Below are 21,315 nucleotides of genomic sequence, written 5' to 3'. Positions count from 1 at the left end.
GTGTAGAAGACGTCGACTCGGCGGTCCGGAGTTTTGACGAGTCGTCAGGTCCACCGAGCGTTGTCTGGATCCCAGTCTTTGCCACGAGCTTCGCCGCTGATGAGTGGGTCCGCGAAGGCTGTGATTACCGTGACCGTGTCGGCAAAGCTGGTTGGGTAGCCGTTGGCGGCTGGGCCTTGGCGTCGTAGCCATGCGGTGTAGGAAGATTGTCGCTGCTGGGGGAGGTCGGAGATGCTCGAGCTGAGTGGCCGTAGGGTGATCTGTCGGTGCGCAGCCGTGGCTTCGAGGGCGGTCAATGCTTCGTCGGCGCGGAGTGTGTTGGCACGTAATAGGCGGTAGAGATCGGCGTAGTCACGGTCGCGGGTGTTGAGGTCGCCGAGTTCGATGGCGGTGGACAGTTTCTCGGCGAGGATGGTGGCGAGTGGATAGCCGAGGATGGTGAAGGTCTCGGCCTCCAGCAGTTGTTGGTATGCGATGTATTGGGGCTCGGGGGTGATGGGGTCGCCGAGGCTGACGTCGAGTTGGAGCTTCAGTTGCGCACGGGCAATCGAGGCTGACATGACAAGTCGGAGCCCGTGGTAGCGGCCGTCCTCACGAATCGGCGCGGTTCTTAGGCTTGCGCCGTCGAACGCGACGCCGTCGTCGACTTCGGTCGAGGCGATCGCCTTGACCCGTCGGATGATCTCGGTGTCCTCGCCGGTGAAGGCTTGCCCGAGAATGTCGATGTCTCGCGTCGTGCGGCGTGCGCCGAACTGGGCCAGGAGCAGACCGCCCTTGAGGACAAAGTGTTCGCGACCAGCCGGAGATGTAGCGAGCCGGTAGAGGAACCGTTCGAGGACATACTCGACCATGACTTCGTCGGTGGCGCGCCGTTGCCGGCGTGCTGTGTTCCGCAAATCGTTGTAGACGCGGCCGGCAGTGGTGTCGCGGGCTGGATTGACCATCAGGCGAGCACTGCTTCGACGGCCGGCCGGATGACGGACAGAGCGTGCAACTCACGGGCGATGTGCTGGAGATTCCCGACCCCGTCGGGTCCACTGGTTCGCAGGTAGCGGCCGAGTGCCGCCAGGGCTAGTGTCTGGCCGATGCGGTTGCGGTGGCGCATGGCGTCGACCACGCTCCGGGCCGCGTCGTAGATGGGCACGAACTCGCCTGGCGCCGCCTCGTACTGCTCGATGTTGAGGTCGAAGGTCTTGGCTGCGTACTGGGCGACGACGATGGGCGGGTAGGAGATCGCCGGGCGGCGGGTGCCACGCGGTACGGCAATGTGCACGGCAGCTGGGATGTCGTCGATCAGATCGTGAAGCGCGAGTGCGGACTCGCCGCACACCACCGCATGTGATGCTCGTGTGTGTACGGCCAGGAGGTCGAGATGTGCAGTCTCAGGTGCGTCGGAGCGACGGTAGACGCCGCGCGAAAGTTCAAGTGCTGCCTCTTCGCTGACGAGCGTCGCTAGCTCTCGCGACGATAGACCAACCCTGCGCGCCTGCGCTGTGGTGAAGGTGAACGGGAGCATCGCCAGCCGTTGACGCGCACGAGGCGGATCCGCTGGAGACATGTATCGAATCGTACCCTAGGAAGACTCTGGTGGGTGCGATTTGATACTCGGTGGGCCTCTGCTTCAACTCGTCGCCCCCGGGCGCCTGCTTGTCGTTCGAGCACGAAAGCGACTTCCACGCCTCCCTCGCGGCGTCTGCCGAGAGTGCAGGCCGAGGTTGGACTTTGTCAGTGTCGGCCTGGGATGCATGTCAGCGTCGTTCAGCCCGGGGTGCGTGGCTCCTGCTTCGAGGAAGCGCAATTGCCCGCACTGCCGCAGTTGAGTCTGAATCCACGGCCAAGGCTACGGTCTAGAACAGGGATTTCGGCCACGAGCAGTGAATCGAAGAGCGTCAAACTGCCTGTGACCAGGCAGAATGTGGCTCCACCCGCAGGCGGCAAATTCCACCCGAGATCCCAGAGGTCGCAGGTTCAAATCCTGCCCCCGCTACAAAAGAAGGCCCGGACCATACAGTCCGGGCCTTCGCCTTTGTCTCAGGCAACCGCAATCCCCACGCGGCGCCTCCTTCGCGCCTCCGCGGCTCACTCGGCGCTAGCTGTACTGACCAGGAACGCTGGTTGAGATCGTGTGACGACACGAGGTGAATGTGTTTGTTCCAGGTGGCATGGCCGACCGCGAAACGGTGGGCCGACCGCTACCGTGACCACGGACCCGCCTGCCTGCCTCGACCGTGCACGCCGTACTGCGCCGCTGCCGCCTTCACCGCCTCAGCCATCTCGACCGGATCACCGGCGAACCGATCCGCCGCTACGAACCCCAGTGCGGCTCCTGATAGTCGGCTGAGAAGTTGGTGGTTCGGGCGTGGTCGAGGGGTTCGGCTCGGTAGGCTGGTGAGACGGAACAGAGGAGTGGGACATGAGCCTGATCGGAGCCCTCGTCGGGTTCGTCCTGACGGCGTTCATCTTGGTGTTGATCGCGCGCATGTTGCTGGACTGGGCCGGCGTGGCGGGGGCCGGCAGTCCACCGTGGGTGACCCGGGCGCGGACGATCACGCACGCCTGGACCGAGCCGGTGCTCGCGCCGGTACGCCGACGCGTCCGTCCGGTGCGGCTCGGCGGCATCTCACTCGACCTCGCCTTCACGATCGTCTTCCTGGCCGCACTGATCCTCAGGTCGATCGCCTTCAGCTTGTAGCCGCCGCAGCGATTCACGTCGAGGATGCGCGACTCGCCGCGCGGTGGAACCTGGTCGCGAGGCGATCGAACGCCACCGCAAGCTCGTCTCCGTCGATCACCTCGAGGTCGACGTCGAGTCGCGTCAGCCACAGCGCGAGCCGGTCCGGGTCGTCGGCACCCAGTTCGAGCTGGCACGTGGACTCGTCGACCACCTCGATATCGACCGGAATCGGGAGCTTCGCGGCGACCTCGGCCGCGGGCGCATGCACGAGTACCCGGGCGCGGTACTTCCAGGCACCTTTGCTGATGCGTCCGACGACGTACTCGACGACGTCGTCCGCCGGGAGCACGCGCGGCTGGAACCGCGCACCCGTCGGTGCGTGCGGAACCATGCGGTCGACCCGGAAGACCCGCCAGTCGTCACGGTCGAGATCCCATGCGAGCAGGTACCAGAGCGGCCCCCAGCTCACCAGCCGCCGCGGTTCGGTGTTGCGGGCCGCTTCGCCGCCCCCGGGCTTCGTGTATCCGAACCGGAGCCGTTCGTGGCCGCGGACCGCGGCAGCGATCGCGCCGAGTACCGAGAGATCGAGCGGCGGCTGAGTCCCTGGAACGACGCTCGTCGCTTCGCGGACCGCCTCGACGCGCCGACGCAGGCGCGAGGGCAGCACTTGCTCCAGCTTGGCGAGCGCGGTGAGCGAGGTCTCTTCGACGCCGAGCCTTTGGGTCGCGACCACACCCAGTCCGACCGCGACGGCGACGGCCTCGTCATCGTCGAGGAGGAGTGGGGGCATCGCCGTCCCAGCGGCCAGCCGGTACCCGCCCGCGACGCCGGGGCGCGCGTCCACGGGATAGCCGATCGACCGCAGCTTGCCGATGTCGGCGCGCACAGTCCTCCTGCTCACAGCGAGCCGGACGGCGAGCTCGGAGCTCGTCCAGTCACGCTTGAGCTGGAGCAGCGACAGCAGTTCGAGCAGGCGGACCGAGGTCTCCAACATGGTCTCGATCATTCCAGCAATTGCGGAAGCTACCCTGCCGCATTGTCTGGGAACGTCGCTGTCATGAATCAGAACGCACTCACACCGTTCCGCATCGACATCCCCCCGGCCGACCTGGACGACCTGCGTGACCGGTTGGCCCGCACGCGTTGGCCGATCCCCGTGCCGGGCCGAGACGATCGCACCGACTTCACCCGCGGCATCCCGCTGGTGTACCTCGAAGAGCTCGCGGAGTACTGGCGCGACGGATTCGACTGGCGTGCGCAGGAGGAGAAGCTCAACCAGTACGAACAGTTCACGACGGTCGTCGACGGCCAGACGTTCCACGTCGTCCACGTGCGATCGGCGAACCCGGAGGCCATCCCGCTGATGCTGAACCACGGCTGGCCGGGCTCGTTCGTCGAGTACCAGCGACTCATCCCGCTGCTGACCGACGAGTTCCACGTGGTCATCCCGTCGCTGCCCGGCTTCGGGTTCTCCAGCCCGCTGTCAGGGACCGGCTGGGAGCTGGCGCGCACGACGGCGGCGTACGCCGAGCTCATGACGCGTCTCGGTTACGAGCGGTTCGGTGCCCACGGCACCGATATCGGTGCGGGTACCACCGGCCGCCTCGCGGCGCTGTACCCGGAGCGCGTCATCGGCACGCACCTCGGCGCCGACCCCCGCTGGCTCGGGTTGGTCGGCGACAAGTTCCCGTACCCCGACGACCTGTCCGATGACGAGATCGCCCAGCTCGAGGTACTGCGCACCGAGGATGCGGCCGATCGCGGCTACCTCCTGATGCAGAACCACCGTCCCGACACGATTGGCGCGGCGCTCACCGACTCGCCGGTCGGTCAGCTTGCGTGGATCGCCGAGAAGTTCAAGACCAGGACCGGCGACGCCAACCGGACGCCGGACGAATCGGTCGACCGCGACCAGCTCCTCACGAACATCAGCCTGTACTGGTTCACCCGCAGCGGCGCGTCGAGCGCGCAGTTCTACTACGAGTCCGAGCATTCCGGACTCGACTTGGTGATGGCCTCCGGCGTGCCGTCCGGATGGGCTGTGTTCGACAGCCATCCGCTCATTCGCCGCGCCTTGGACCCGTGGAAGGCGATCGGCCACTGGAGCGAGTTCGCCGAGGGCGGTCACTTCCCCGCCATGGAGGAGACGGAACTGCTCGCGGACGACATCCGCGTCTTCTTCCGCGGCATTTCCTGACCCTGCGGCAAGGCCCGTTCCGCGGATCGGCGCATGCCGGAGGGTATTGGGTATCGATTCGTCTTCCTGATGGGTGTAGCTCTTGTGTGCGGTTCTACCCCGGCAGTTAGATGAGCGCCACTGTTGCACCCGCCCTTCGACAGGAGCACTCGATGTTCGCCATCATTGCCGCAGTAATCTTCGGACTCGCCCTCATCCTCGACTGGGCCAACGCCACCGTCAGCGACGCGTTCACGCCGCAGACCTTGCTGATGGCCGGCCTGCTCTGCATCGCCCTCCACCTGGCCGGCATCGGTGCCACGAGGTGGGGTCGCCGCCGCTGACCGTTCGGGTCGCCTTCAACAACGCGTAGGACATGACGGTCCGGCATGGGATCCATGCCGGACCGTCGCTACTCAGCCCGCTCGCCCCTGCCTAGCGTTGAACCATGGACAAGAACACGAAGGTCGCCTTTCTCGGACTCGGCTCGATGGGCGCACCGATGGCACGACGCGTCCTGGCGGCCGGCTACCCACTGACCGTTTGGAACCGCTCGCCCGCCCGTACTGCGAACTTCGCGGAAACCGCCGTCGCCCGTACTGCGGACTTCGCCCGTACTGCGGACCTCGGGGAAGCCACTGTCGCGGGGTCCCCGGCTGAGGCTGTCCGCGAAGCCGACGTGGTGATCACGATGCTCGCAGACCCAGCGGCGGTGCGCGAAGTGGTGGGTGCCTTTGCGAAGTCGATGAAGCCGGGCAGTGTGCTGATCGACACCTCGACGATCGGGCCGTCAGCCGTTGCGGAGCTGGCCGAGTTGCTGCCGGACGGCGTCGAACTGATCGACGCGCCTGTCATGGGCAGCGTCGATCGAGCGGGCAGTGGCGAACTCTTGCTGCTGGTCGGTGGCAACGCCGATCCGGTACTTCCTCTGCTCGAACTCTTCGGCACGGTCAACCGCACCGGGGCCACCGGTACCGGCGCAGCGCTGAAACTCGTGCTGATCAACGCGGTCGTGAACGGTGTCGCCTTGGTGGGTGAGGCTATGGCGCTGGCCGACTCGTTCGGTCTGCCGGAGGCTCAGGTCAGAGCAGCCCTGGAGAGGTCGCCCTTGGCCGGCCTCGCAGGCCGGGCGTTTGCCGACGGCTCCTACTACCCGATTCGCCTTGCCGCTAAAGATGTAGCGCTCGCCACTGCGTCCGCTGACCTGCCCGTGGCGAAGGCAGTACGCGACAGGCTGACCGCCTATCCGGCGGCAGCCGAGGAAGACCTCAGTCGGATCGTCAAGTATTTCAGGGTTTGACCAGGGGAAAACCGGTGCGCTGGGCAACAGTCCGGCTGTTAGCGTCGTGGCATGGCAGCAGAACTTGGGGTGCAAGGATTCGCGATCACAGTGCCGGCGGTCGGCGGGGATGACGCCGTGAAGGAGCGGATCGCCCGGATGCTTTGTCCGGTCGAGGATCACAACGGCCCGTGCGAGGTGCCTTGGGGATTCACCCGCGCCGGTGGGGGTGACGACCTCGTCGTCCGGATCTACTCATCCGCGGAGAAAGCGGCTGAGATCCTCGAGCGAGTGAAGGCGGTCGTGGGCGAACCGGTCGACCTGGTTGTGGGCGATCCCGCCGACTTCGAGGACCTTGCCACGCAGTACCGGATCGAGAACGAACACACTTCCTGAGTTGAGGCGGCGAGTCGGCTGGCGCCGCGCGCTCACCTGGCGGCGCAGTGCCTGCGGCGCAGTGCCTGCGGGGCAGCGTCGCGGAATTGTCGGTTGTGGGTGCGAGGGTGTGGCGATGAGCGAGCGAGTGCGGGTGGCGGGTGTGATTCAGCGGGGCGATCGGGTTCTGATGGTGCGGGAGCGGGTTCAGACCGGGCCCGGGCGGCACGACGGACCGGAGTACTGGACTCTGCCGGGTGGTGGGATCGAGCTGGGTGAGGAGCCTGCGCTGGCGGTGCGGCGGGAGGTGCTCGAAGAAGTCGGGCTCGAGGTGACGGCGGCGCGCGAGGTGGCGCAGGTGCCGTACCCGTCTGGGATGACCACGGTCTTCCGGGTTGATGTCGCGGACGGGGAGCCGCGGCTCGGGGTGGATGACCTCGGGTGCAACTGTCCGAGGATGGTTGGTCTGGAGTGGGTTGAGGTTCCGCCGATGACGAGTCAGCACGGCGGTTCGCCCGTTCCTTTGCTCATCTACTGCTGGTGAATCGAGCGGTCGGTTCGCTTGACCTCAAGTTGGGTTTAACTAGCAGGCTGAGTGCCATGAAGATCTCAGGACAGATCCCCAGTCAAGCTGATGTCGACCAGATCCTCGCCCTGGTGGCGGCTGTGGAGGAGGCACAGAGCAAGGAGGACGCGGATGCGTTTCTTGCGCTCTTCCGCGATGACGATTCGTTGTGGGTGACGGGGCACGGCAAGCGGCTGTACGGGCGTGACACCATCGCCGAGTTCACTCGTCGCGTGCTGCCTGGCGCGACCAAGGAGTCGTACGCGACCTACACGCCCGACCACCTGCTCTTCGTCCGCCCCGACATCGCTGTCGTCAACGTCAACCAGAAGTACGCCCTCCGTCCCGGCTCCACCGCAGAACTCCCGGTGGAAACCGGCAGCCCGGTCTACCTCCTCGCCAAGGACGACGGCGAATGGCGAATCGCAGCCGCCCAGAACACGGTCGTCGTACCGGAGGCTTGAGAGTCGGAGCGACCTCGGCTCCGCCAGCGCGACCCGGCTCAGCCGTCGGCTCGCGGGCCTGCCGGCTCAGCGGTTGACGGCTAGTTCGCCGAGTTCGGACCAGTCGGACTGGTCGAGCTTGAAGTTGACGATGCGTGGGGTTTCCACCAGGTGGGGCGGGAGGGTGGACTGCGCGGCCTTGAAGTGCGGGGAGTTGACGTGGGCGCCGGCCGCGTCGTCATCGGCGAAAGCTTCTACCAAGACGTACTCGTCAGGGTTGTCGAGACTGCGCGACCAGTCGAACCACAGGCAACCCGGCTCCGCGCGGGTGGCGGCGGTGAAGTCGGCGGTGATCGCGGCCCAGTCGTCGGCGTGCTCGGGCAGGACCTTGAACTTGGCGGTGATGAAGATCATCAGAGGACTCCCTGAAAGCTGAGGACCGGTCATCCCGATGCTATCGACGGCTCAGCGGCGCAAGCAGCGCTTCATCTACCGGAGAGTGAATCCGGTCGACAAGGGGTCGTTGGGGTCCAGGGTGAAGGTGGCTGTGCCGGTGCGGTAGGCGGAGCCCTGGACCTCGGTGATGACGCCGGCCTCCGTGTCCGCGACGACGCGGCCGAGGAACGTCGTACCGATGATCGAGTCGTGACGGAGTACCTCGTCCGAGCCGAGTTGGCCGGAGTCGGCGAGGAGGGCGAGGCGGGCGGAGGTGCCTGAGCCGCAGGGGGAGCGGTCCACCTCGCCGTCGGCGAAGACGGCGACGTTGCGCTGATGCGGACCGGTGGCGGTTCGGTCGAGGTCGTCGTACAGGATGGTGCCGTAGATGCCGTCCAAGCGGCTGTCGGATGAGTGCCGGGCCCATGGGCTGTCGTTCAGCGCCCACTTGATCTCCCGACCGAGGGCGGTCAGCTCCGCGTAGTCCGGTGGCGTCACGGACAGACCGGCTGACGATGCCGCGACCGACGCGTAGAAGGCGCCGCCGAAGCTGATGTCCGCGCGCACCACGCCTCGCCGGGTGCTCACCTCGACGTCACGGGTCACCACGTACGACGGAACGTTGCGAAAGGCAACGTGTTGCACCGACCCCGCAGTACAGGTGACGCGGGCAACGACTCGACCCGACGGTACGTCGATCACGACGTCGGTGTCGCCGTCCCGCGCGGCGGCGACCAGACCCGTCTCGACAGCCCAGGTGCCGAGTGCGATCGTGCCGTGCCCGCAGGCGGTGGAGTAGCCGTCCTTGTGCCAGAACAGCACTCCGAGATGCGCGCCAGCGTCATCGCCCGGGACCACGAATCCGCCGTACATGTCGGCGTGGCCGCGAGGCTCGTTGACGAGCAGTTGCCGGTACTTGTCGACCGAAGCGGTGGTCATCGCGTACGACCGCCGCTCGGGGACCGTCTCGCCTTCCAGCGGCGGCAGGCCGGAGGCGACGATCCGGAAGGGTTCACCCGCTGTGTGGTAGTCGACGACCGAGATCTCCATCCCGACCAAGCTACCCCGTTGGCTGCCGAGAGATCAGATCTTTCGGCAAAGCGATCAAGCCTTGACTTCTGGTCAGGCGGCGAGCGGGTGAGCCTGGTTGCGGGCCGCCCAGACGGCGCGACGCAGCTTGAACTTGTCGGGGTACCCAGCGGCTTTGCCGATCAGGTAGACATCGTGGCTGCGCATGTTGACCATGCCGGCCACGAACCAGACCGGGTTTCCCTCGGCCAGCATCGTGATGATCATCTGCTGCTTGCTGTTCTCGGACATCCTGACCCTCTCCTCGGTCGGTAGTTCCTGCTTTCACTGATACGTCGGATCAGGACCGGCGATTTGGACATGCCGGACGAAGTTTTTTCGCCTAGAACCGGATTGGGCGCCCGGTGATCACGCCCCGTGACAGCGGCAACCGCCCGCCACCGTGAAGTCCGGGGAAAACGAATGCCCCGATCGATGATCGGGGCATTCGTCCGTGCGGGTCCCGGGGGGAGTGGGACCTCCACACGTGGGGGGATTTCGAATTTATCCTCGCCGGGGGTCACGGCCCAGCACTTCGCGGGCTCAATTCGACGCATTCGCCGAGCGGTCGAATCATGCGCCCAACGGTCGGTCCCAGGACGCTTCCGTCTCCGCGATCCCGCCGGGAGGTCAGCGAGCCGTACGACGACGGTAGAGCACCGACGCGAGAGTCGTCGAGAAGACGAGCAGGCCGACGCACCAGGCGAGCGCGATCCAGCCGTTCGAGCCGACCGGCGTACCGGTCAGGAAGCCGCGGACCGCTTCGATCACCGGCGTGATCGGCTGGTGCTCGCTGATCGGCCGGAGGAAGGCCGGCATCGTCTCGGTGCGGACGAACGCGCTGCTCAGATAGGGCAGGAACAGCATGAAGAAGCTCAGCGCGCTCGCCGACTCGACCGACTTCGCGATCACACCGAGCGCGGCGGCGAGCCAGGACAGCGCGACCACGTACAGCAGCAGCAGTCCGATCGCGGCGAGCCAGTCGACCGGGCCGGCGTTCGGGCGGAAGCCCATCGCGAGCGCGGCCAGGACGACGACCGTGGTGGAGACCGCGTTGCGCGCCACGCTCGCGGTGACGTGTCCGGTCAGGACCGCGAAACTGCGGATCGGCAGCGACCGCAGTCGGTCGATCATGCCCGTCGTCATGTCGTCGGCCACCGCCATCGCCGTGTTCGAGGCGCCGTATCCGCTGGTCAGCAGCAGGATGCCCGGCACGACATAGTTGATGTACTGCGTACCGGTGTCGATCGCGCCGCCGAAGACATAGACGAACAGCGCCATCATCAGCAGCGGCAGGAGAATCGACACGAACAACGTGTCGACGTTGCGCCGGGTCAGCCGGACGCTCCGATCGATCATCGTCGCCACGTCGCTGACGGCGGCCGCGAAGCCCTGATGAGTGCCGAGTTCCTGGTGAGTGGTCATCTATGCCCCCTAGGCGATCAGAGCCGGCTGCGAGCTGGTCTCGGCCTGGGACGGGCGAGACGCGGTCAAGGTGAGGAAGACGTCGTCGAGCGTCGGCCGGTGCGACGAGACGCGGGCGGGTGACAGGTCTGTGTCCCGGAGTCGATCGAGGACTTGCAACAAGTGGTCGGCGGTACCGTCCGACGGCAGGTTGAGGAGCTGCCCCTCGTGATGCCCGCCGAGCAACTCGGCCGCCTTCCTCGCGGTGGGTTCGGCGGCGAAGTACAGCTCGATCCGCTCGCCGCCGACCTGCGTCTTCAGCGCGTCGGCGGTACCCGACGCGGTGATCCGGCCGCCGTCGAGCAGCACGATCCGGTCGGCGAGACGGTCGGCCTCCTCGAGGTACTGGGTGGTGAGCAGGATCGTCGTCCCGTCCCGGACGAGTTCGCCGATCGCGTCCCACATCGTCAGCCGGCTGGCCGGATCGAGTCCGGTCGTCGGCTCGTCGAGGAAGATGACACGCGGCCGAGCCACCAGGCTCATCGCGAGGTCGAGGCGGCGCATCATGCCGCCCGAGTAGGTCTTGGCGCGCCGGTTCATGGCCGCGACCAGGTCGAACCGCTCGAGCAACTCGTCCGCGCGCCGGACCGCCGTCGGCCGGCCCAGATGCATCAGCCGGCCGACCATGACGAGGTTCTCCCGGCCGGTCTGGTTGTCGTCGACCGCGGCGTACTGGCCCGTCAGGCTGATCACGCCGCGGACCTTGGTGGGTTCGCGGACCACGTCGTACCCGGCGATCGTCGCCACCCCGGCATCGGGGCGGCTCAGCGTCGCCAGGATCCGGACGATGGTCGTCTTGCCCGCTCCGTTGGGGCCGAGCAACGCGAGCACGGAGCCCTCTTGCACCCCGAGGTCTATGCCTTTCAGCACCTCGGTCGGCCCGTACGACTTCCGCAGGCCGGTCGCCTCGACGATCATGATCCTCTCCTCACTGCGTATGAGTTACGCTAATTAGCGTAGCAGGTACGCAGTACGAGTTTCTAGACTGAGGTGGTGGAGATGAGTGAGCAGCCCGAACTGCCGGCCGACGTCGCGCTGATGTGGGGGCTGCGCGACGTCACCAGGCGCGGGCCGAAGCCGTCGCTGGCGGCCGAGGACATCGTCCGCGCGGCGATCGAGCTCGCGGATGCCGAGGGACTAGCGGCGGTGTCGATGGCCCGGGTGGCCGAGCGGCTGGGCAACTCGACGATGGCGCTCTACCGGCACGTGAAGAACAAGGACGAGCTGCTCGTACTGATGTCGGACGCCGCGCTTGAGCGCCCTGAACCATTGCCCGAGGGAGCGGACTGGCGGACCGGGCTGACCTTCTGGACGGCCGGAGTACTGGCCGCGGTCCGCAAACACCGCTGGTACTCGCACCTCCCCATCTCGGGTCCGCCCGCCGGACCGAACAACCTCGCCTGGCTCGACTCCGCCCTCGGCGCGCTGAAGGACACGGGCCTGAGCGAGGAGACCAAGCTCGGCGTCGTGATGGGGTTGATGACCTACGTGCAGGGCGAGATCCGGCTCAGCATGGAACTCGCGGCGGGCGCCGCCGACAACCCGGACGCCTTCAGCCGGTACGGCGCCACGCTGGCTCGCGTGGTCGATCCGCGTCAGCTCCCTGCACTGGCCGAGGTCGTCGCCGCCGGTGTCTTCGACGAGGTGGTCCCGTTCGACGAAGCAGACGAAGCCGACTTCGACTTCGGCCTGCAACTCTTCCTGGACGGCCTCGCCGGCTTCATCGACCGAACCTGCCAGCCCGACGCCGGCTGACCTCTCTCATGGGTCGCACGGCTGCGGCGGGTGGGGAGTGGTCGGGGGTGGCTCGCTCAGGTCAGGGTGATGATGGCGTCGGCGGAGGGTTTGGTGGCGGCGATGAGTTTGGCGTTCGCTTCGTCGGAGCCGTAGGTGCGTTCGTGGGCTTCCTCTGGTGAGCGGCCGAAGAGCCGGTGGCGGGCTTCCAGCCGGGCGTGCCTCAGGTCGTCGTCGAGGTCGACGTACCAGCATTCGTCGAGCAGTGCCCGACCGGTTGCCCATGGCACCTGATCGAAGAGCAGATAGTTGCCTTCGGTCACTACCAGCGTGGTCTCCGGTCGCACAGGGATGCTGGCGGCGATGGAATCTTCGATCGACCGGTCGAACCTCGGCGCCCAGATCGTCTCGTCCACCGAGTCCTTCAACCGCTTGAGCAAGGCAACGAACCCGTACCCGTCGAACGTCTGCGGTGCACCCTTCACATCGGCCAGCCCGAGCTCCTCGAGGGCCGACTGCGCCAGGTGATAGCCATCCATCGGCACGAGCGCGACGTGGTGGCCGGCGGCAACGAGTTCGGCGGTGAGTTGTTCGGCGTACGTCGACTTGCCGGCGGCGGGTGGGCCGGTAATGCCAAGGATCGCGCGTCGCCCGCGGGTCGCGAGCGTGACGGCCCTGCTCAACGCTTCGTCTCGATTCAGCTCCACCCGGAGATCTTGTCAGCCGCCGCCGACGCTGCCCAGGTCTGCCCCAGATCACTCTCGTGCTGCTGCCCCACCAACCGCCGAGCCACCGACCCGACCCCCTCCAGCTGCAGTATTCCCAAGTCGCTGCCATCGAGGCGGCGGCCGAGGGTTGTTATTGAGTCGAGGCAGCGGGCTGTGCCGAGGATGGCCCAGCCTGGTCTGGTCTCGGGGGACAGGTCGAGGTCCTCGGCCAGGAGGAGTTCACCGTCGAGCCATGCTCGCTGTGACGACCGCAGCGTGCCACCCACCTCCCCGTGCCGCCCGAACACCAGTGACTCGCGGATCGCCGCCCAGCAGTTCGCCTCCAACACGACTTCGGTGGATCGCGTGACATCAGCCCCCTCCGCGACCACGAACGGCTCGCCGTGCCAGGTCAGCTGCGCCCCGTCGGTCAGCGAGATCGACACATCCCAGCTGGCCGATCCGCCGCGCATCGCGTACGCGACCGTACCCGCGGTCTCGATGATCTCCACCCGCACCGGACCTTTGATCTCGACCTGAATCTCGACCTGATCTCCCGCGAGCAACAAGGCCGAGGCCGCGATCAGCGCGACCCGGACGACCCCGTCCGGCGCCGGCAGTCGTCGCGGCGAGAGCAGCCCGGTCGTGAGCAGGCACCGATCGCGAACCGGATCGGCGACGACCTCAATGCGCGTGAGCATGGGTGTGCGTGATGAGCTCCCCGTCGTCACCGACATGCGAGTGCGGAGCCATCGGTCCGGGATCCACCGGCGTATGCGAACCACTCCGGACCACGGCGGTCATCGCGAGTACCCATTCCTTGAGCCGAAGTACCGAATCCGGATCCGTCCGCGACAAGGCCAGTACGGGCTTGCCACTCCGGGCCGCCTCGGCATCGGCGACCATCCGCGGTACGTCGACGCCGACGTACGGGGCGAGGTCGGTCTTGTTGACCACGAGCAGATCGGCACGCGCGATCCCGGGGCCGCCCTTGCGCGCGACATCGCCGCCGCCCGCGACATCGAGCACGAAGATCTGCGCATCGACGAGCGCGGGGGAGAAGGTGGCGGTCAGGTTGTCGCCACCGGACTCGACCAGGACGACGTCGAGTGGGGCGAAGTCGCGTTCGAGGTCTTCCACCGCGATCAGGTTCGGAGTGACGTCGTCGCGGATCGCCGTGTGCGGGCAGGCTCCGGTCTCGACGGCGCGGATCCGTTCGGGATCGAGTACGCCGGCCGAGCGCAACAGCCGGGCGTCCTCGTCGGTGTAGATGTCGTTGGTGATGACGCCGAGCTCGAGTTCGGCCGCCAGTTCGCGGCAGACCATCGCGATCAGCGAGCTCTTGCCGGTACCGACCGGTCCGGCGACGCCCAGGCGAAACGAGCGGTGGTTTTGGTCAGGCATGGAACAACCTCATTCTCTCGACGGCGTGAGCTTGGGCGAAGACATCGACCAGCGGAGCGCCGTACGCCGGTATGTCGGCCGACGTCGTCGTCCGGCTGACGGCGGTGACGAGTTCCTCGATGTCCGGATGGAGTCTCAGCAGCCAGCTCGCCGCTTCGGCCGGATCGACCGGGAGCAACTTGAGCGAGGCGGCCACCACGGTTTGCGCGTCGTCGTACCCGATCAGCCTGGCGGTTTGTTCGGCTGACAATCCGGTCACGGCCGCGACGACGCCAACGACAACCGGTCGTGCGATCTCCGCATCGGCCTTCAATAACTCTGCTGTGGAAGGCCAAACTCGCGACGCCAATCGCAGGTAGGCGCGCCCTTGCCTGCGAGATGCCGCCCGCAAAGCCTGGCTCGGCGTCCGCGCTGCCCAAGCGGCTTCGGCCTGTTCCACCAGCTCGCCGTCGAGGGTGAGTTGGCGCGCGACGACCGCTGTCGCGGCCTCGACCCGGACGATGGTGCGCAATCGATCCGCGGCGTACGCCGCCACGTCGGCGAGCCGCGCGCCGTCGGCACCCAGTCCGGCGCGGACTGCGGGCTCCAAACCCGCCGACTGTGTGTGACCGCCTGTGGGCAGGCGCGCGTCGGCGAGCATCAGCGCGACCAACTCGGGGGATCCCATCAGAACAGGTTGTAGAGCTGGGCGAGCGGAAGGCGTTCCGCCGGGGACGGTTCGATGAGTTCGCCGTCGACCTTGATGGCGAACGTCTCGGGGTCGATGTCGATACTCGGCAGGGCGTCGTTGTTCTTCATCTGCGCCTTGCCGATCTCGCGGGTCGGCCGGACGCCTTCCAGTCGTCGCCTCAGCCGCAGCCGATCGGCGAGCCCGTCGTCGAGGGCGGCGGGGGAGACGAACGAGATGGACAGATCCGCGCCGATCGCGTCGCCGAAGGCCGGCCGCATCAGTACCGGTTGCGGGGTGGGAATGGACGCATTCGGATCGCCGAGCGCGGCCCACGCGATCGCGCCGCCCTTGATGACGAGGCGCGGCCGCACCCCGAAGTACGCGGGATCCCAGAGCGCGAGATCGGCCAGCTTGCCCACCTCGACCGACCCGACCACATGATCGATGCCGTGGGCAACGGCCGGGTTGATCGTGTACTTCGCGACGTACCGGCGGGCGCGTTCGTTGTCGGCTGGGAGACTGGTGCTCAATGGACCGCGACGCGCCTTCATCACGTGGGCCACCTGCCACGTGCGGGTGATCACCTCGCCGATCCGGCCCATCGCCTGCGCGTCCGACGACGTCACCGACAGCGCGCCGAGATCGTGCAGAATGTCCTCGGCGGCGATCGTGGTCGCCCGGATCCGCGACTCGGCGAAGGCGAGATCCTCCGGTACGTCGGGGCTCAGGTGATGGCAGACCATCAGCATGTCGAGGTGCTCGGCGACGGTGTTCACGGTGTGCGGGAGGGTCGGGTTGGTCGACCCCGGGATGACGTGCGGGTGGCTCGCGATGGAGAGGATGTCGGGTGCGTGTCCACCGCCGGCGCCCTCGACGTGGAACGCGTGGATCGACCTGCCGGCGATCGCGTTCAGCGTCGACTCGACGAATCCGGCCTCGTTCAGGCTGTCCGCGTGCAGGGCGACCTGGAGGCCCCAGTCGTCGGCAGCCTTCAACGCGGCATCGATCGCGGCGGGTGTTGAACCCCAATCTTCGTGCACCTTGTAGCCGGCCGCGCCCGCAAGTGCTTGCTCGGCCAGCCCTTCGGCGCTGACCGTGTTGCCCTTGGCCAGCAGCAACACGTTGAGCGGAAAGGCGTCGAGGCTGCGATGCATCTGCGCGAGATGCCAAGCCCCGGGCGTGACCGTGGTCGCCTTCGAACCCTCGCTCGGCCCAGTCCCGCCGCCCACGATCGTCGTGATCCCGGTCGCCGACGCCTCGTGCAGTTGCGACGGCGACAACAGATGCACATGCGAGTCGATCGCCCCTGCGGTGAGGATCCGCCCCTCGCCAGCGATGACATCGGTCGACGGCCCGATCCGCAGCTCCGGGTGGACCCCGTCCGCGATGTCCGGGTTGCCGGCCCGCCCCAACCCCACGATCCGCCCGTCCCGGATCCCGACATCCGCCCGCACGATCCCCCACCAGTCGAGCACGAGCACGTTGGTGATCACCGTGTCGGGCGCCCCCTCAGCCCGCGTCGCCGTCCCTTGCGCCATCGACTCCCGAATCGATTTCCCCCCACCGAAGATCGCCTCCTCACCCCCAACCGTGCGATCCTCCTCCACCTCAATCCACAAGTCGGTATCACCCAATCTGACCTGATCACCAACCGTCGGCCCGTAGAGCGCGGCGTACGCGGCCCGCGAGATCTCAGCCATCGTTCTTCACCTCGCTCCCAGGTGCCGAACGCTTCAACTGGATCCCTGGCACCAGACGTCGGCCGGCCAGCGCGACGGCGATGACCTCTCGTGATGCCCCGGGCTCGAACCGCTGCGAGGTGCCGGAGGGGATGTCCAGGCGGAAGCCGTGGGCTGCGTCGCGGTCGAAGGCTAAGGCGGTGTTGGCGTCCGGTAGGTGTAGGTGCGAGCCGATCTGGACTGGGCGGTCGCCGGTGTTGACGATCACCAGCGTCAGCTTTGCGCGGTCGGCGTTGAGTTCGATGGAGCCGGGCGCGACTCGCACTGCTCCGGGGCCCCAGTTGGTGAGGGCTGCGTCGCCAGCTGGCTGTGGGGCTGGGTTCGTGTTGCCCGCCCCCTGTCCTTCATTGCTAAGTCTACTGCTGCTGGTCATGGGATTCCCGTTCAGATGATGGGGCTGTGGATAGTGACCAGTTTTCGGCCGTCGGGGAACGTTGCTTCGACCTGTACGTCGGTGAGCAGGTCCGCGACGCCGTCCATCACCTGGTCTCGGCTGAGTACCAGGCGGCCTTGTTCCATCAGGTCTGCGACGAGGGCGCCTTCGCGGGCGCGTTCGATGACCCAGGTGCTGAGGAGGGCGACCGCCTCGGGGTGGTTGAGGAGCACCCCCCGGGCCAGGCGGTCGCGGGCGACCATGCCGGCCACGGAGAGCAGTAGCTTTTCGATTTCGGATGGGGTGAAGTTCACGTTTGGGCCGCCAGGACGTGATCGGCGACCTTGTCGGTGCTTAGGCAGAGTGAGCAGACATACGCGTCGTGCGTCTCGCAGGCAGTCATGTCCGGGCGCTCGTAGTCCTGCCGGCACACGTGACAACTCAGTACTGCGCCCGACGGGTTGCCGTGTTCGTCGTACATCGGCAGGTCGATCCCGTCGCTGGTGCGACGCAGGTAGTACTTGCCACGCGTCGCGATGGCCAGCACCGGCGGCAGGACGAGGGCGAGCACGATCGCGACCAGCGGCGAGTACGGCTTGATCGCATCGCCGAGTCCGCCGAAGAACACCAGGATCGAGACGCCCGCGGCGACCGCCATCGACACGAACCCGACCGGGTTCACGGCGTAGAGCATGCCGCGACGGAACTCGGGCTCCTTCGGCGACAGCTTCAGCAGGTACTTGTTGAAGACGATGTCGGAGGCAACGACCACGATCCACGCGATGCCGCAGTTGGCGTAGAAGCCGAGGATGGTGTTGAGGAAGTCGAACATGTTGGCTTCCATCAGCACGAGCGCGATCACCAGATTGAGACCGAGGAACACGAGTCGCCCGGGATAGTGCCGGGTCAGCCGGGTGTAGGAGTTGGTCCACGCCAGCGAACCGGAGTACGCGTTCGTCACGTTGATCTTCACCTGGCTGATGACGACCAGTACTACGGCCAGCGTCATCGCGAGCCAGCCGGGCAGGAAGCCCTGGTAGATCTCGAGGAACTGGTGGACCGGCTCGTTGGCCACCGCGGCGCCGTCGGTCAGATTGGCGATGAGGTAGACGGCGAGGAAGAGGCCGATCACCTGCTTGATCGCGCCGAAGATCACCCAGCCCGGTCCGGCGAGCAGCATGTGGGTCCACCAGCGACGCGAGTTCTCCGGCGTCTTCGGCGGCATGAAGCGCAGGTAGTCGATCTGCTCGGCGATCTGCGCGATCAGCGACAGGCAGACGCCGGCCGCGAGCAGCATCGAGCCGACATCGGTCGCGCCCTTGCCCTCCTCGCCCTGGTAGTCGAAGAACGACGAGACCGACTCCGGGTGCGAGACGACCAGATAGACGAACGGCAGCACCATCAGCAGCAACCACAGTGGCGTCGTCCAGACCTGCAGCGTGGACAGCACCTTCATGCCGTAGATCACCAGCGGGAAGATCACCACCGTCGAGACGGCATAGCCGAGCCAGAGCGGTATGTTCAGGCCCAGTTTCAGGCCCTGGGCCATGATCGAGCCTTCGAGCGCGAAGAAGATGAACGTGAACGACGCGAAGATCACGTTCGTCACCACCGACCCGTAGTACCCGAAGCCGCTGCCGCGGGTGATCAGGTCGAGGTCGATGTTGTAGCGCGCGGCGTAGTACGCGAGCGGCAGGCCGGTCGCGAAGATGACGACGGCGAAGATGCCGATGCCCCACAGGGCGTTCGTGGTGCCGTAGGCGATGCCGATGTTCGCGCCGATCGCGAAGTCGGCCAGGTAGGCGATACCGCCGAGCGCGGAGACGGCGACGACACCGGTCGACCACTTGCGGTACGAGCGCGGCGCGAACCGCAGCGTGTAGTCCTCGAGCGTCTCGCGGGTGGCGGCGGTGGGTTCCGGCGGGGTGGCACTGCGGTGGTCGATCGAGGGTTCAACGGTCATGGCGAACTCCTGCGGCACCTTCGGGCGGGATGGTGCAAGGCGCCCGGCGACGCTGCCGGAACTGATGCACCCGAATGGAAGGAACCTAGGAACGCCGCGTTACGTGGGTGTTTCCAACTCGCTAAGCTCGTGTATTTCCATCTGGAAACATCCGTACTACGCCCGCCGGGGCCACGGACCCCGCAATCGATGGCTGCTCCGCGGACGGCGGGGGCCCCGCGTCAGAGTGAGCGTTGGAGCTGGCGGAGTCCGCCGGCGAGACCTTGCAGCCGGTCGTCGCCGAGTTCGGTGGCGATCGCGGACTCGATCCGGCGCTCCTCGGCGCGCAGCCGCTCAGCGACCGTGGTGCCGACCGGGGACAACGCGGTGACCACGCGACGCCGGTCGTCGGCGTGGATCCGCCGGACGACCAGACCGCGTTCGACCAGTTTGTCGACGTGCCGGGTCAGGCTCGCGTTCGGCAGGACCGCGGTCGAGGCGAGGGTGGACATCGGCAGACCGGGCTCGTCCGCGAGTGCCGACATCACCCGCCACTGCTCCAGCGACAGGCTGAACTCGGCCAGGATCGGCAGCAGTTGTTGCTCGATCCGGCGTTCGGCCTGCTTCAGCAGCAGGAGCAAGCTCGACGTCATCGGTCAGTCCTCACGCTGTCTCACGGTGTGGCGAATATAGCTCAGCACTCCGATTTTCCACCTGGACTGCGCCACACTGGTCACGATGCTGAGGAATTCCGGCGTACGCGAGGTGCTGTCGATCGCGTTCGTGGTGCCCTTACAAGGCCCAACCGGCATCTACGGTCCGTCCTGCCTGGCCTGCGGACAGCTCGCGGTCGAGCAGCTCAATGCCGGCAGCGGGATCGCCGGGCGTCAGGTCGAGCTCGTCCAGGTCGATGCCGGCCGTCGGCCGGCCGTCGTCGCGGAGGAGGTCGGCCGGTTGGTGGACAGCGGCCGCGTCGATGCCGTCGCGGGCTGGCACATCTCCGCCGTACGCGTGGCCCTCACCCAACGGATCGGCGGCAAGGTCGTCTACGCGTTCGCCGCGATGCACGAGGGCAGCGACGACACCCCTGGCGTCTTCATGCTCGGCGAGCGCCCGGTCAATCAGTTGCTTCCGGCAACACACTGGATCCGCGAACAGCACGGCGTACGCCGCTGGGCCGTGGTCGGCAATGACTACGTCTATCCGCGCGTGACTGCCTCGACCACCACGCAAGCGCTCAGAGGGTCGGGCTCTTCGGTGGTGCAAGCGGACTTCGTTCCGTTGGGCACCTCTGACTTCAAGGGCGTGATCCAAGACCTGGAGCAGACCCAGGTCGATGGCGTGATCATGCTGCTGATGGGCCAGGACGCCGTTCACTTCAACCGCCAGTTCGCCAAGGCCGGCCTGAGCGACAGACTGCTCCGGCTCAGCCCGGCCATCGAGGAGAACACCCTGCTGGCCGCCGGATCTACGGCAAACAAGGGTTTGTATGCGGCAGCGGCGTACTTCGATGGCCTCGCCACCGTCGAGAGCGGTGAGTTCGCCCGGGACTACTACACCCGTTTCGGCACCTGGGCGCCGGCCCTCAACGCGGTCGGCGAGTCCTGCTACGAGGCGGTTCGATTCCTTGCCCGGTTGGGCGAAATGGCCGGTTCGATCGCCATCGACGCGGTCTCCGCACTGCCCACCGGGCACTTCTACGACAGCCCACGCGGGCTCCTGCGGCTCGACGGAAACCTCGTCGACCAGGATGTCTACCTGGCCGTCGCGGACGGACTCGAATTCACCGTGGAAGATCAGATCGCCAAGATCGGCTGAGCCATCCCCAGCAGGCCGGATCTCGGCTACTGTCGATCGGCATGTTGCAGGAACTCGCCAACTTGCTCATCCCCGCGCCGGAGTTCTCGATCCGCCCGAACACACTGCACGGAGACGAGATCATCCTGCGCGGCCAGCCCTTCACCGAGGACGACGGGGAATGGCTCGATCGCAGCGTCGTCGAAGGGTTGCTGCGCGACCCCCGCATCCAGCCGGTACTGATCGGCCGGTTCGAGGATCACGGCGTCGGCGCCCATCGGTTCGACGGCCGGAGCAAAGTCTGGCGGCCGTTCGTCCTGGCCAACTACATCCGCGACGACGGCTCGCCACCCGACGGCGCCGACACCTGCCTGGTCGCCTACCGCTGGACCTCCCCAACAGGCAAAGCCCTCCTGGTCTTCGAACTCGACTGCTGAACCGAGAGTTGGAAGCCACCGCCGCTCGAGTGA

27 protein-coding genes are annotated in these 21,315 nt (G+C 66.9%); 10 read left to right on the top strand and 17 right to left on the bottom strand.

Annotation, left to right across the window (positions count from 1 at the left end; genetic code table 11):
- Positions 1-44 precede the first annotated feature (44 nt).
- Positions 45-944: a nucleotidyl transferase AbiEii/AbiGii toxin family protein gene (locus ACQPYM_RS31895; RefSeq protein WP_433007915.1), complete on the bottom strand. Its 900-nt coding sequence runs from the start codon at positions 942-944 to the stop codon at positions 45-47.
- The gene (locus tag ACQPYM_RS31890; RefSeq protein ID WP_433007913.1) at positions 944-1,330 is read right to left on the bottom strand and encodes a type IV toxin-antitoxin system AbiEi family antitoxin domain-containing protein; all 387 of its coding nucleotides are present in this window, start codon (positions 1,328-1,330) and stop codon (positions 944-946) included. Before ACQPYM_RS31890 ends, ACQPYM_RS31895 begins: the two co-directional genes overlap by 1 nt.
- 1,083 nt (positions 1,331-2,413) lie before the next feature.
- Here ACQPYM_RS31890 and ACQPYM_RS31885 point away from each other — a divergent pair.
- Positions 2,414-2,692, top strand: a complete 279-nt coding sequence (locus ACQPYM_RS31885) for a YggT family protein (protein ID WP_433007911.1) — start codon at positions 2,414-2,416, stop codon at positions 2,690-2,692.
- Positions 2,693-2,705: 13 nt separating this feature from the next.
- Here ACQPYM_RS31885 and ACQPYM_RS31880 read toward each other — a convergent pair whose 3' ends face one another.
- A complete protein-coding gene (locus tag ACQPYM_RS31880; RefSeq protein WP_433007909.1) occupies positions 2,706-3,680 on the bottom strand; it encodes a helix-turn-helix transcriptional regulator in 975 nt (324 codons plus the stop codon).
- Positions 3,681-3,731: 51 nt separating this feature from the next.
- Here ACQPYM_RS31880 and ACQPYM_RS31875 point away from each other — a divergent pair, with 51 nt between their 5' ends.
- The 6 genes from ACQPYM_RS31875 (at position 3,732) to ACQPYM_RS31850 (ending at position 7,533) form a co-directional block, all read left to right on the top strand.
- On the top strand, positions 3,732-4,871 hold the full coding sequence (locus ACQPYM_RS31875; protein ID WP_433007907.1) for an epoxide hydrolase family protein: 1,140 nt from the start codon (positions 3,732-3,734) through the stop codon (positions 4,869-4,871).
- 152 nt (positions 4,872-5,023) lie between these two features.
- Positions 5,024-5,194 (top strand): hypothetical protein, encoded by a 171-nt coding sequence (locus ACQPYM_RS31870; protein ID WP_433007905.1) that lies wholly within the window; start codon positions 5,024-5,026, stop codon positions 5,192-5,194.
- A 104-nt stretch (positions 5,195-5,298) separates the two neighbouring features.
- On the top strand, positions 5,299-6,150 hold the full coding sequence (locus tag ACQPYM_RS31865; RefSeq protein WP_433007903.1) for an NAD(P)-dependent oxidoreductase: 852 nt from the start codon (positions 5,299-5,301) through the stop codon (positions 6,148-6,150).
- 51 nt (positions 6,151-6,201) lie between these two features.
- Entirely contained in the window at positions 6,202-6,525 is a 324-nt protein-coding gene (locus ACQPYM_RS31860; RefSeq protein WP_433007902.1) for a hypothetical protein, read from the top strand.
- Between the two features lie 115 nt (positions 6,526-6,640).
- Positions 6,641-7,048 (top strand): NUDIX hydrolase, encoded by a 408-nt coding sequence (locus ACQPYM_RS31855; protein WP_433007900.1) that lies wholly within the window; start codon positions 6,641-6,643, stop codon positions 7,046-7,048.
- A 56-nt stretch (positions 7,049-7,104) separates the two neighbouring features.
- Positions 7,105-7,533, top strand: a complete 429-nt coding sequence (locus tag ACQPYM_RS31850) for an SgcJ/EcaC family oxidoreductase (RefSeq protein ID WP_433007898.1) — start codon at positions 7,105-7,107, stop codon at positions 7,531-7,533.
- Between the two features lie 66 nt (positions 7,534-7,599).
- On the opposite strand, the gene ACQPYM_RS31845 is transcribed toward ACQPYM_RS31850, so the two are convergent.
- From ACQPYM_RS31845 to ACQPYM_RS31825, 5 genes are all read right to left on the bottom strand, one after another.
- Positions 7,600-7,926 (bottom strand): putative quinol monooxygenase, encoded by a 327-nt coding sequence (locus ACQPYM_RS31845; RefSeq protein WP_433007896.1) that lies wholly within the window; start codon positions 7,924-7,926, stop codon positions 7,600-7,602.
- Positions 7,927-8,001: 75 nt separating this feature from the next.
- On the bottom strand, positions 8,002-8,997 hold the full coding sequence (locus ACQPYM_RS31840; protein ID WP_433007894.1) for a proline racemase family protein: 996 nt from the start codon (positions 8,995-8,997) through the stop codon (positions 8,002-8,004).
- 72 nt (positions 8,998-9,069) lie between these two features.
- A complete protein-coding gene (locus ACQPYM_RS31835) occupies positions 9,070-9,267 on the bottom strand; it encodes a hypothetical protein (protein ID WP_433007892.1) in 198 nt (65 codons plus the stop codon).
- A gap of 378 nt (positions 9,268-9,645) precedes the next feature.
- The gene (locus tag ACQPYM_RS31830) at positions 9,646-10,440 is read right to left on the bottom strand and encodes an ABC transporter permease (protein WP_433007890.1); all 795 of its coding nucleotides are present in this window, start codon (positions 10,438-10,440) and stop codon (positions 9,646-9,648) included.
- 9 nt (positions 10,441-10,449) lie between these two features.
- Positions 10,450-11,397, bottom strand: a complete 948-nt coding sequence (locus tag ACQPYM_RS31825) for an ATP-binding cassette domain-containing protein (protein ID WP_433007888.1) — start codon at positions 11,395-11,397, stop codon at positions 10,450-10,452.
- An 81-nt stretch (positions 11,398-11,478) separates the two neighbouring features.
- Here ACQPYM_RS31825 and ACQPYM_RS31820 point away from each other — a divergent pair, with 81 nt between their 5' ends.
- Positions 11,479-12,234 (top strand): TetR/AcrR family transcriptional regulator, encoded by a 756-nt coding sequence (locus tag ACQPYM_RS31820; protein WP_433007886.1) that lies wholly within the window; start codon positions 11,479-11,481, stop codon positions 12,232-12,234.
- A 56-nt stretch (positions 12,235-12,290) separates the two neighbouring features.
- On the opposite strand, the gene ACQPYM_RS31815 is transcribed toward ACQPYM_RS31820, so the two are convergent.
- The 9 genes from ACQPYM_RS31815 to ACQPYM_RS31775 form a co-directional block, all read right to left on the bottom strand.
- Positions 12,291-12,920 (bottom strand): nucleoside/nucleotide kinase family protein, encoded by a 630-nt coding sequence (locus tag ACQPYM_RS31815; RefSeq protein WP_433007884.1) that lies wholly within the window; start codon positions 12,918-12,920, stop codon positions 12,291-12,293.
- On the bottom strand, positions 12,911-13,621 hold the full coding sequence (locus ACQPYM_RS31810) for an urease accessory protein UreD (RefSeq protein WP_433007882.1): 711 nt from the start codon (positions 13,619-13,621) through the stop codon (positions 12,911-12,913). Before ACQPYM_RS31810 ends, ACQPYM_RS31815 begins: the two co-directional genes overlap by 10 nt.
- Positions 13,605-14,324 (bottom strand): urease accessory protein UreG, encoded by a 720-nt coding sequence (gene ureG, locus ACQPYM_RS31805; protein WP_433007880.1) that lies wholly within the window; start codon positions 14,322-14,324, stop codon positions 13,605-13,607. Before ureG ends, ACQPYM_RS31810 begins: the two co-directional genes overlap by 17 nt.
- A complete protein-coding gene (locus ACQPYM_RS31800; protein WP_433007878.1) occupies positions 14,317-14,991 on the bottom strand; it encodes an urease accessory protein UreF in 675 nt (224 codons plus the stop codon). The genes ureG and ACQPYM_RS31800 overlap by 8 nt, the downstream gene beginning before the upstream one ends.
- A complete protein-coding gene (locus tag ACQPYM_RS31795) occupies positions 14,991-16,694 on the bottom strand; it encodes an urease subunit alpha (RefSeq protein WP_433007876.1) in 1,704 nt (567 codons plus the stop codon). The genes ACQPYM_RS31800 and ACQPYM_RS31795 overlap by 1 nt, the downstream gene beginning before the upstream one ends.
- Positions 16,687-16,998 (bottom strand): urease subunit beta, encoded by a 312-nt coding sequence (gene ureB / locus ACQPYM_RS31790; RefSeq protein WP_433007874.1) that lies wholly within the window; start codon positions 16,996-16,998, stop codon positions 16,687-16,689. The genes ACQPYM_RS31795 and ureB overlap by 8 nt, the downstream gene beginning before the upstream one ends.
- A 119-nt stretch (positions 16,999-17,117) precedes the next feature.
- Positions 17,118-17,369: an urease subunit gamma gene (locus tag ACQPYM_RS31785; protein WP_433023430.1), complete on the bottom strand. Its 252-nt coding sequence runs from the start codon at positions 17,367-17,369 to the stop codon at positions 17,118-17,120.
- A gap of 47 nt (positions 17,370-17,416) precedes the next feature.
- Complete coding sequence (locus tag ACQPYM_RS31780; protein ID WP_433007872.1) at positions 17,417-19,069, bottom strand: purine-cytosine permease family protein; 1,653 nt, start codon at positions 19,067-19,069, stop codon at positions 17,417-17,419.
- Positions 19,070-19,290: 221 nt separating this feature from the next.
- On the bottom strand, positions 19,291-19,701 hold the full coding sequence (locus ACQPYM_RS31775; protein WP_433007870.1) for a MarR family winged helix-turn-helix transcriptional regulator: 411 nt from the start codon (positions 19,699-19,701) through the stop codon (positions 19,291-19,293).
- Positions 19,702-19,786: 85 nt separating this feature from the next.
- Here ACQPYM_RS31775 and ACQPYM_RS31770 point away from each other — a divergent pair, with 85 nt between their 5' ends.
- Together ACQPYM_RS31770 and ACQPYM_RS31765 are read left to right on the top strand one after the other, a co-directional pair.
- Entirely contained in the window at positions 19,787-20,866 is a 1,080-nt protein-coding gene (locus ACQPYM_RS31770; protein ID WP_433007868.1) for a substrate-binding domain-containing protein, read from the top strand.
- Between the two features lie 41 nt (positions 20,867-20,907).
- Positions 20,908-21,282 carry a hypothetical protein gene (locus tag ACQPYM_RS31765; RefSeq protein ID WP_433007866.1) on the top strand — a complete coding sequence of 125 codons (375 nt, stop codon included), beginning with the start codon at positions 20,908-20,910 and terminating at the stop codon, positions 21,280-21,282.
- Positions 21,283-21,315: the final 33 nt, after the last annotated feature.

It is taken from the genome of Kribbella sp. CA-294648 (assembly GCF_050943845.1).
Classification (GTDB): domain Bacteria; phylum Actinomycetota; class Actinomycetes; order Propionibacteriales; family Kribbellaceae; genus Kribbella.
This window is presented reverse-complemented; position numbering and strand designations above follow the sequence as displayed.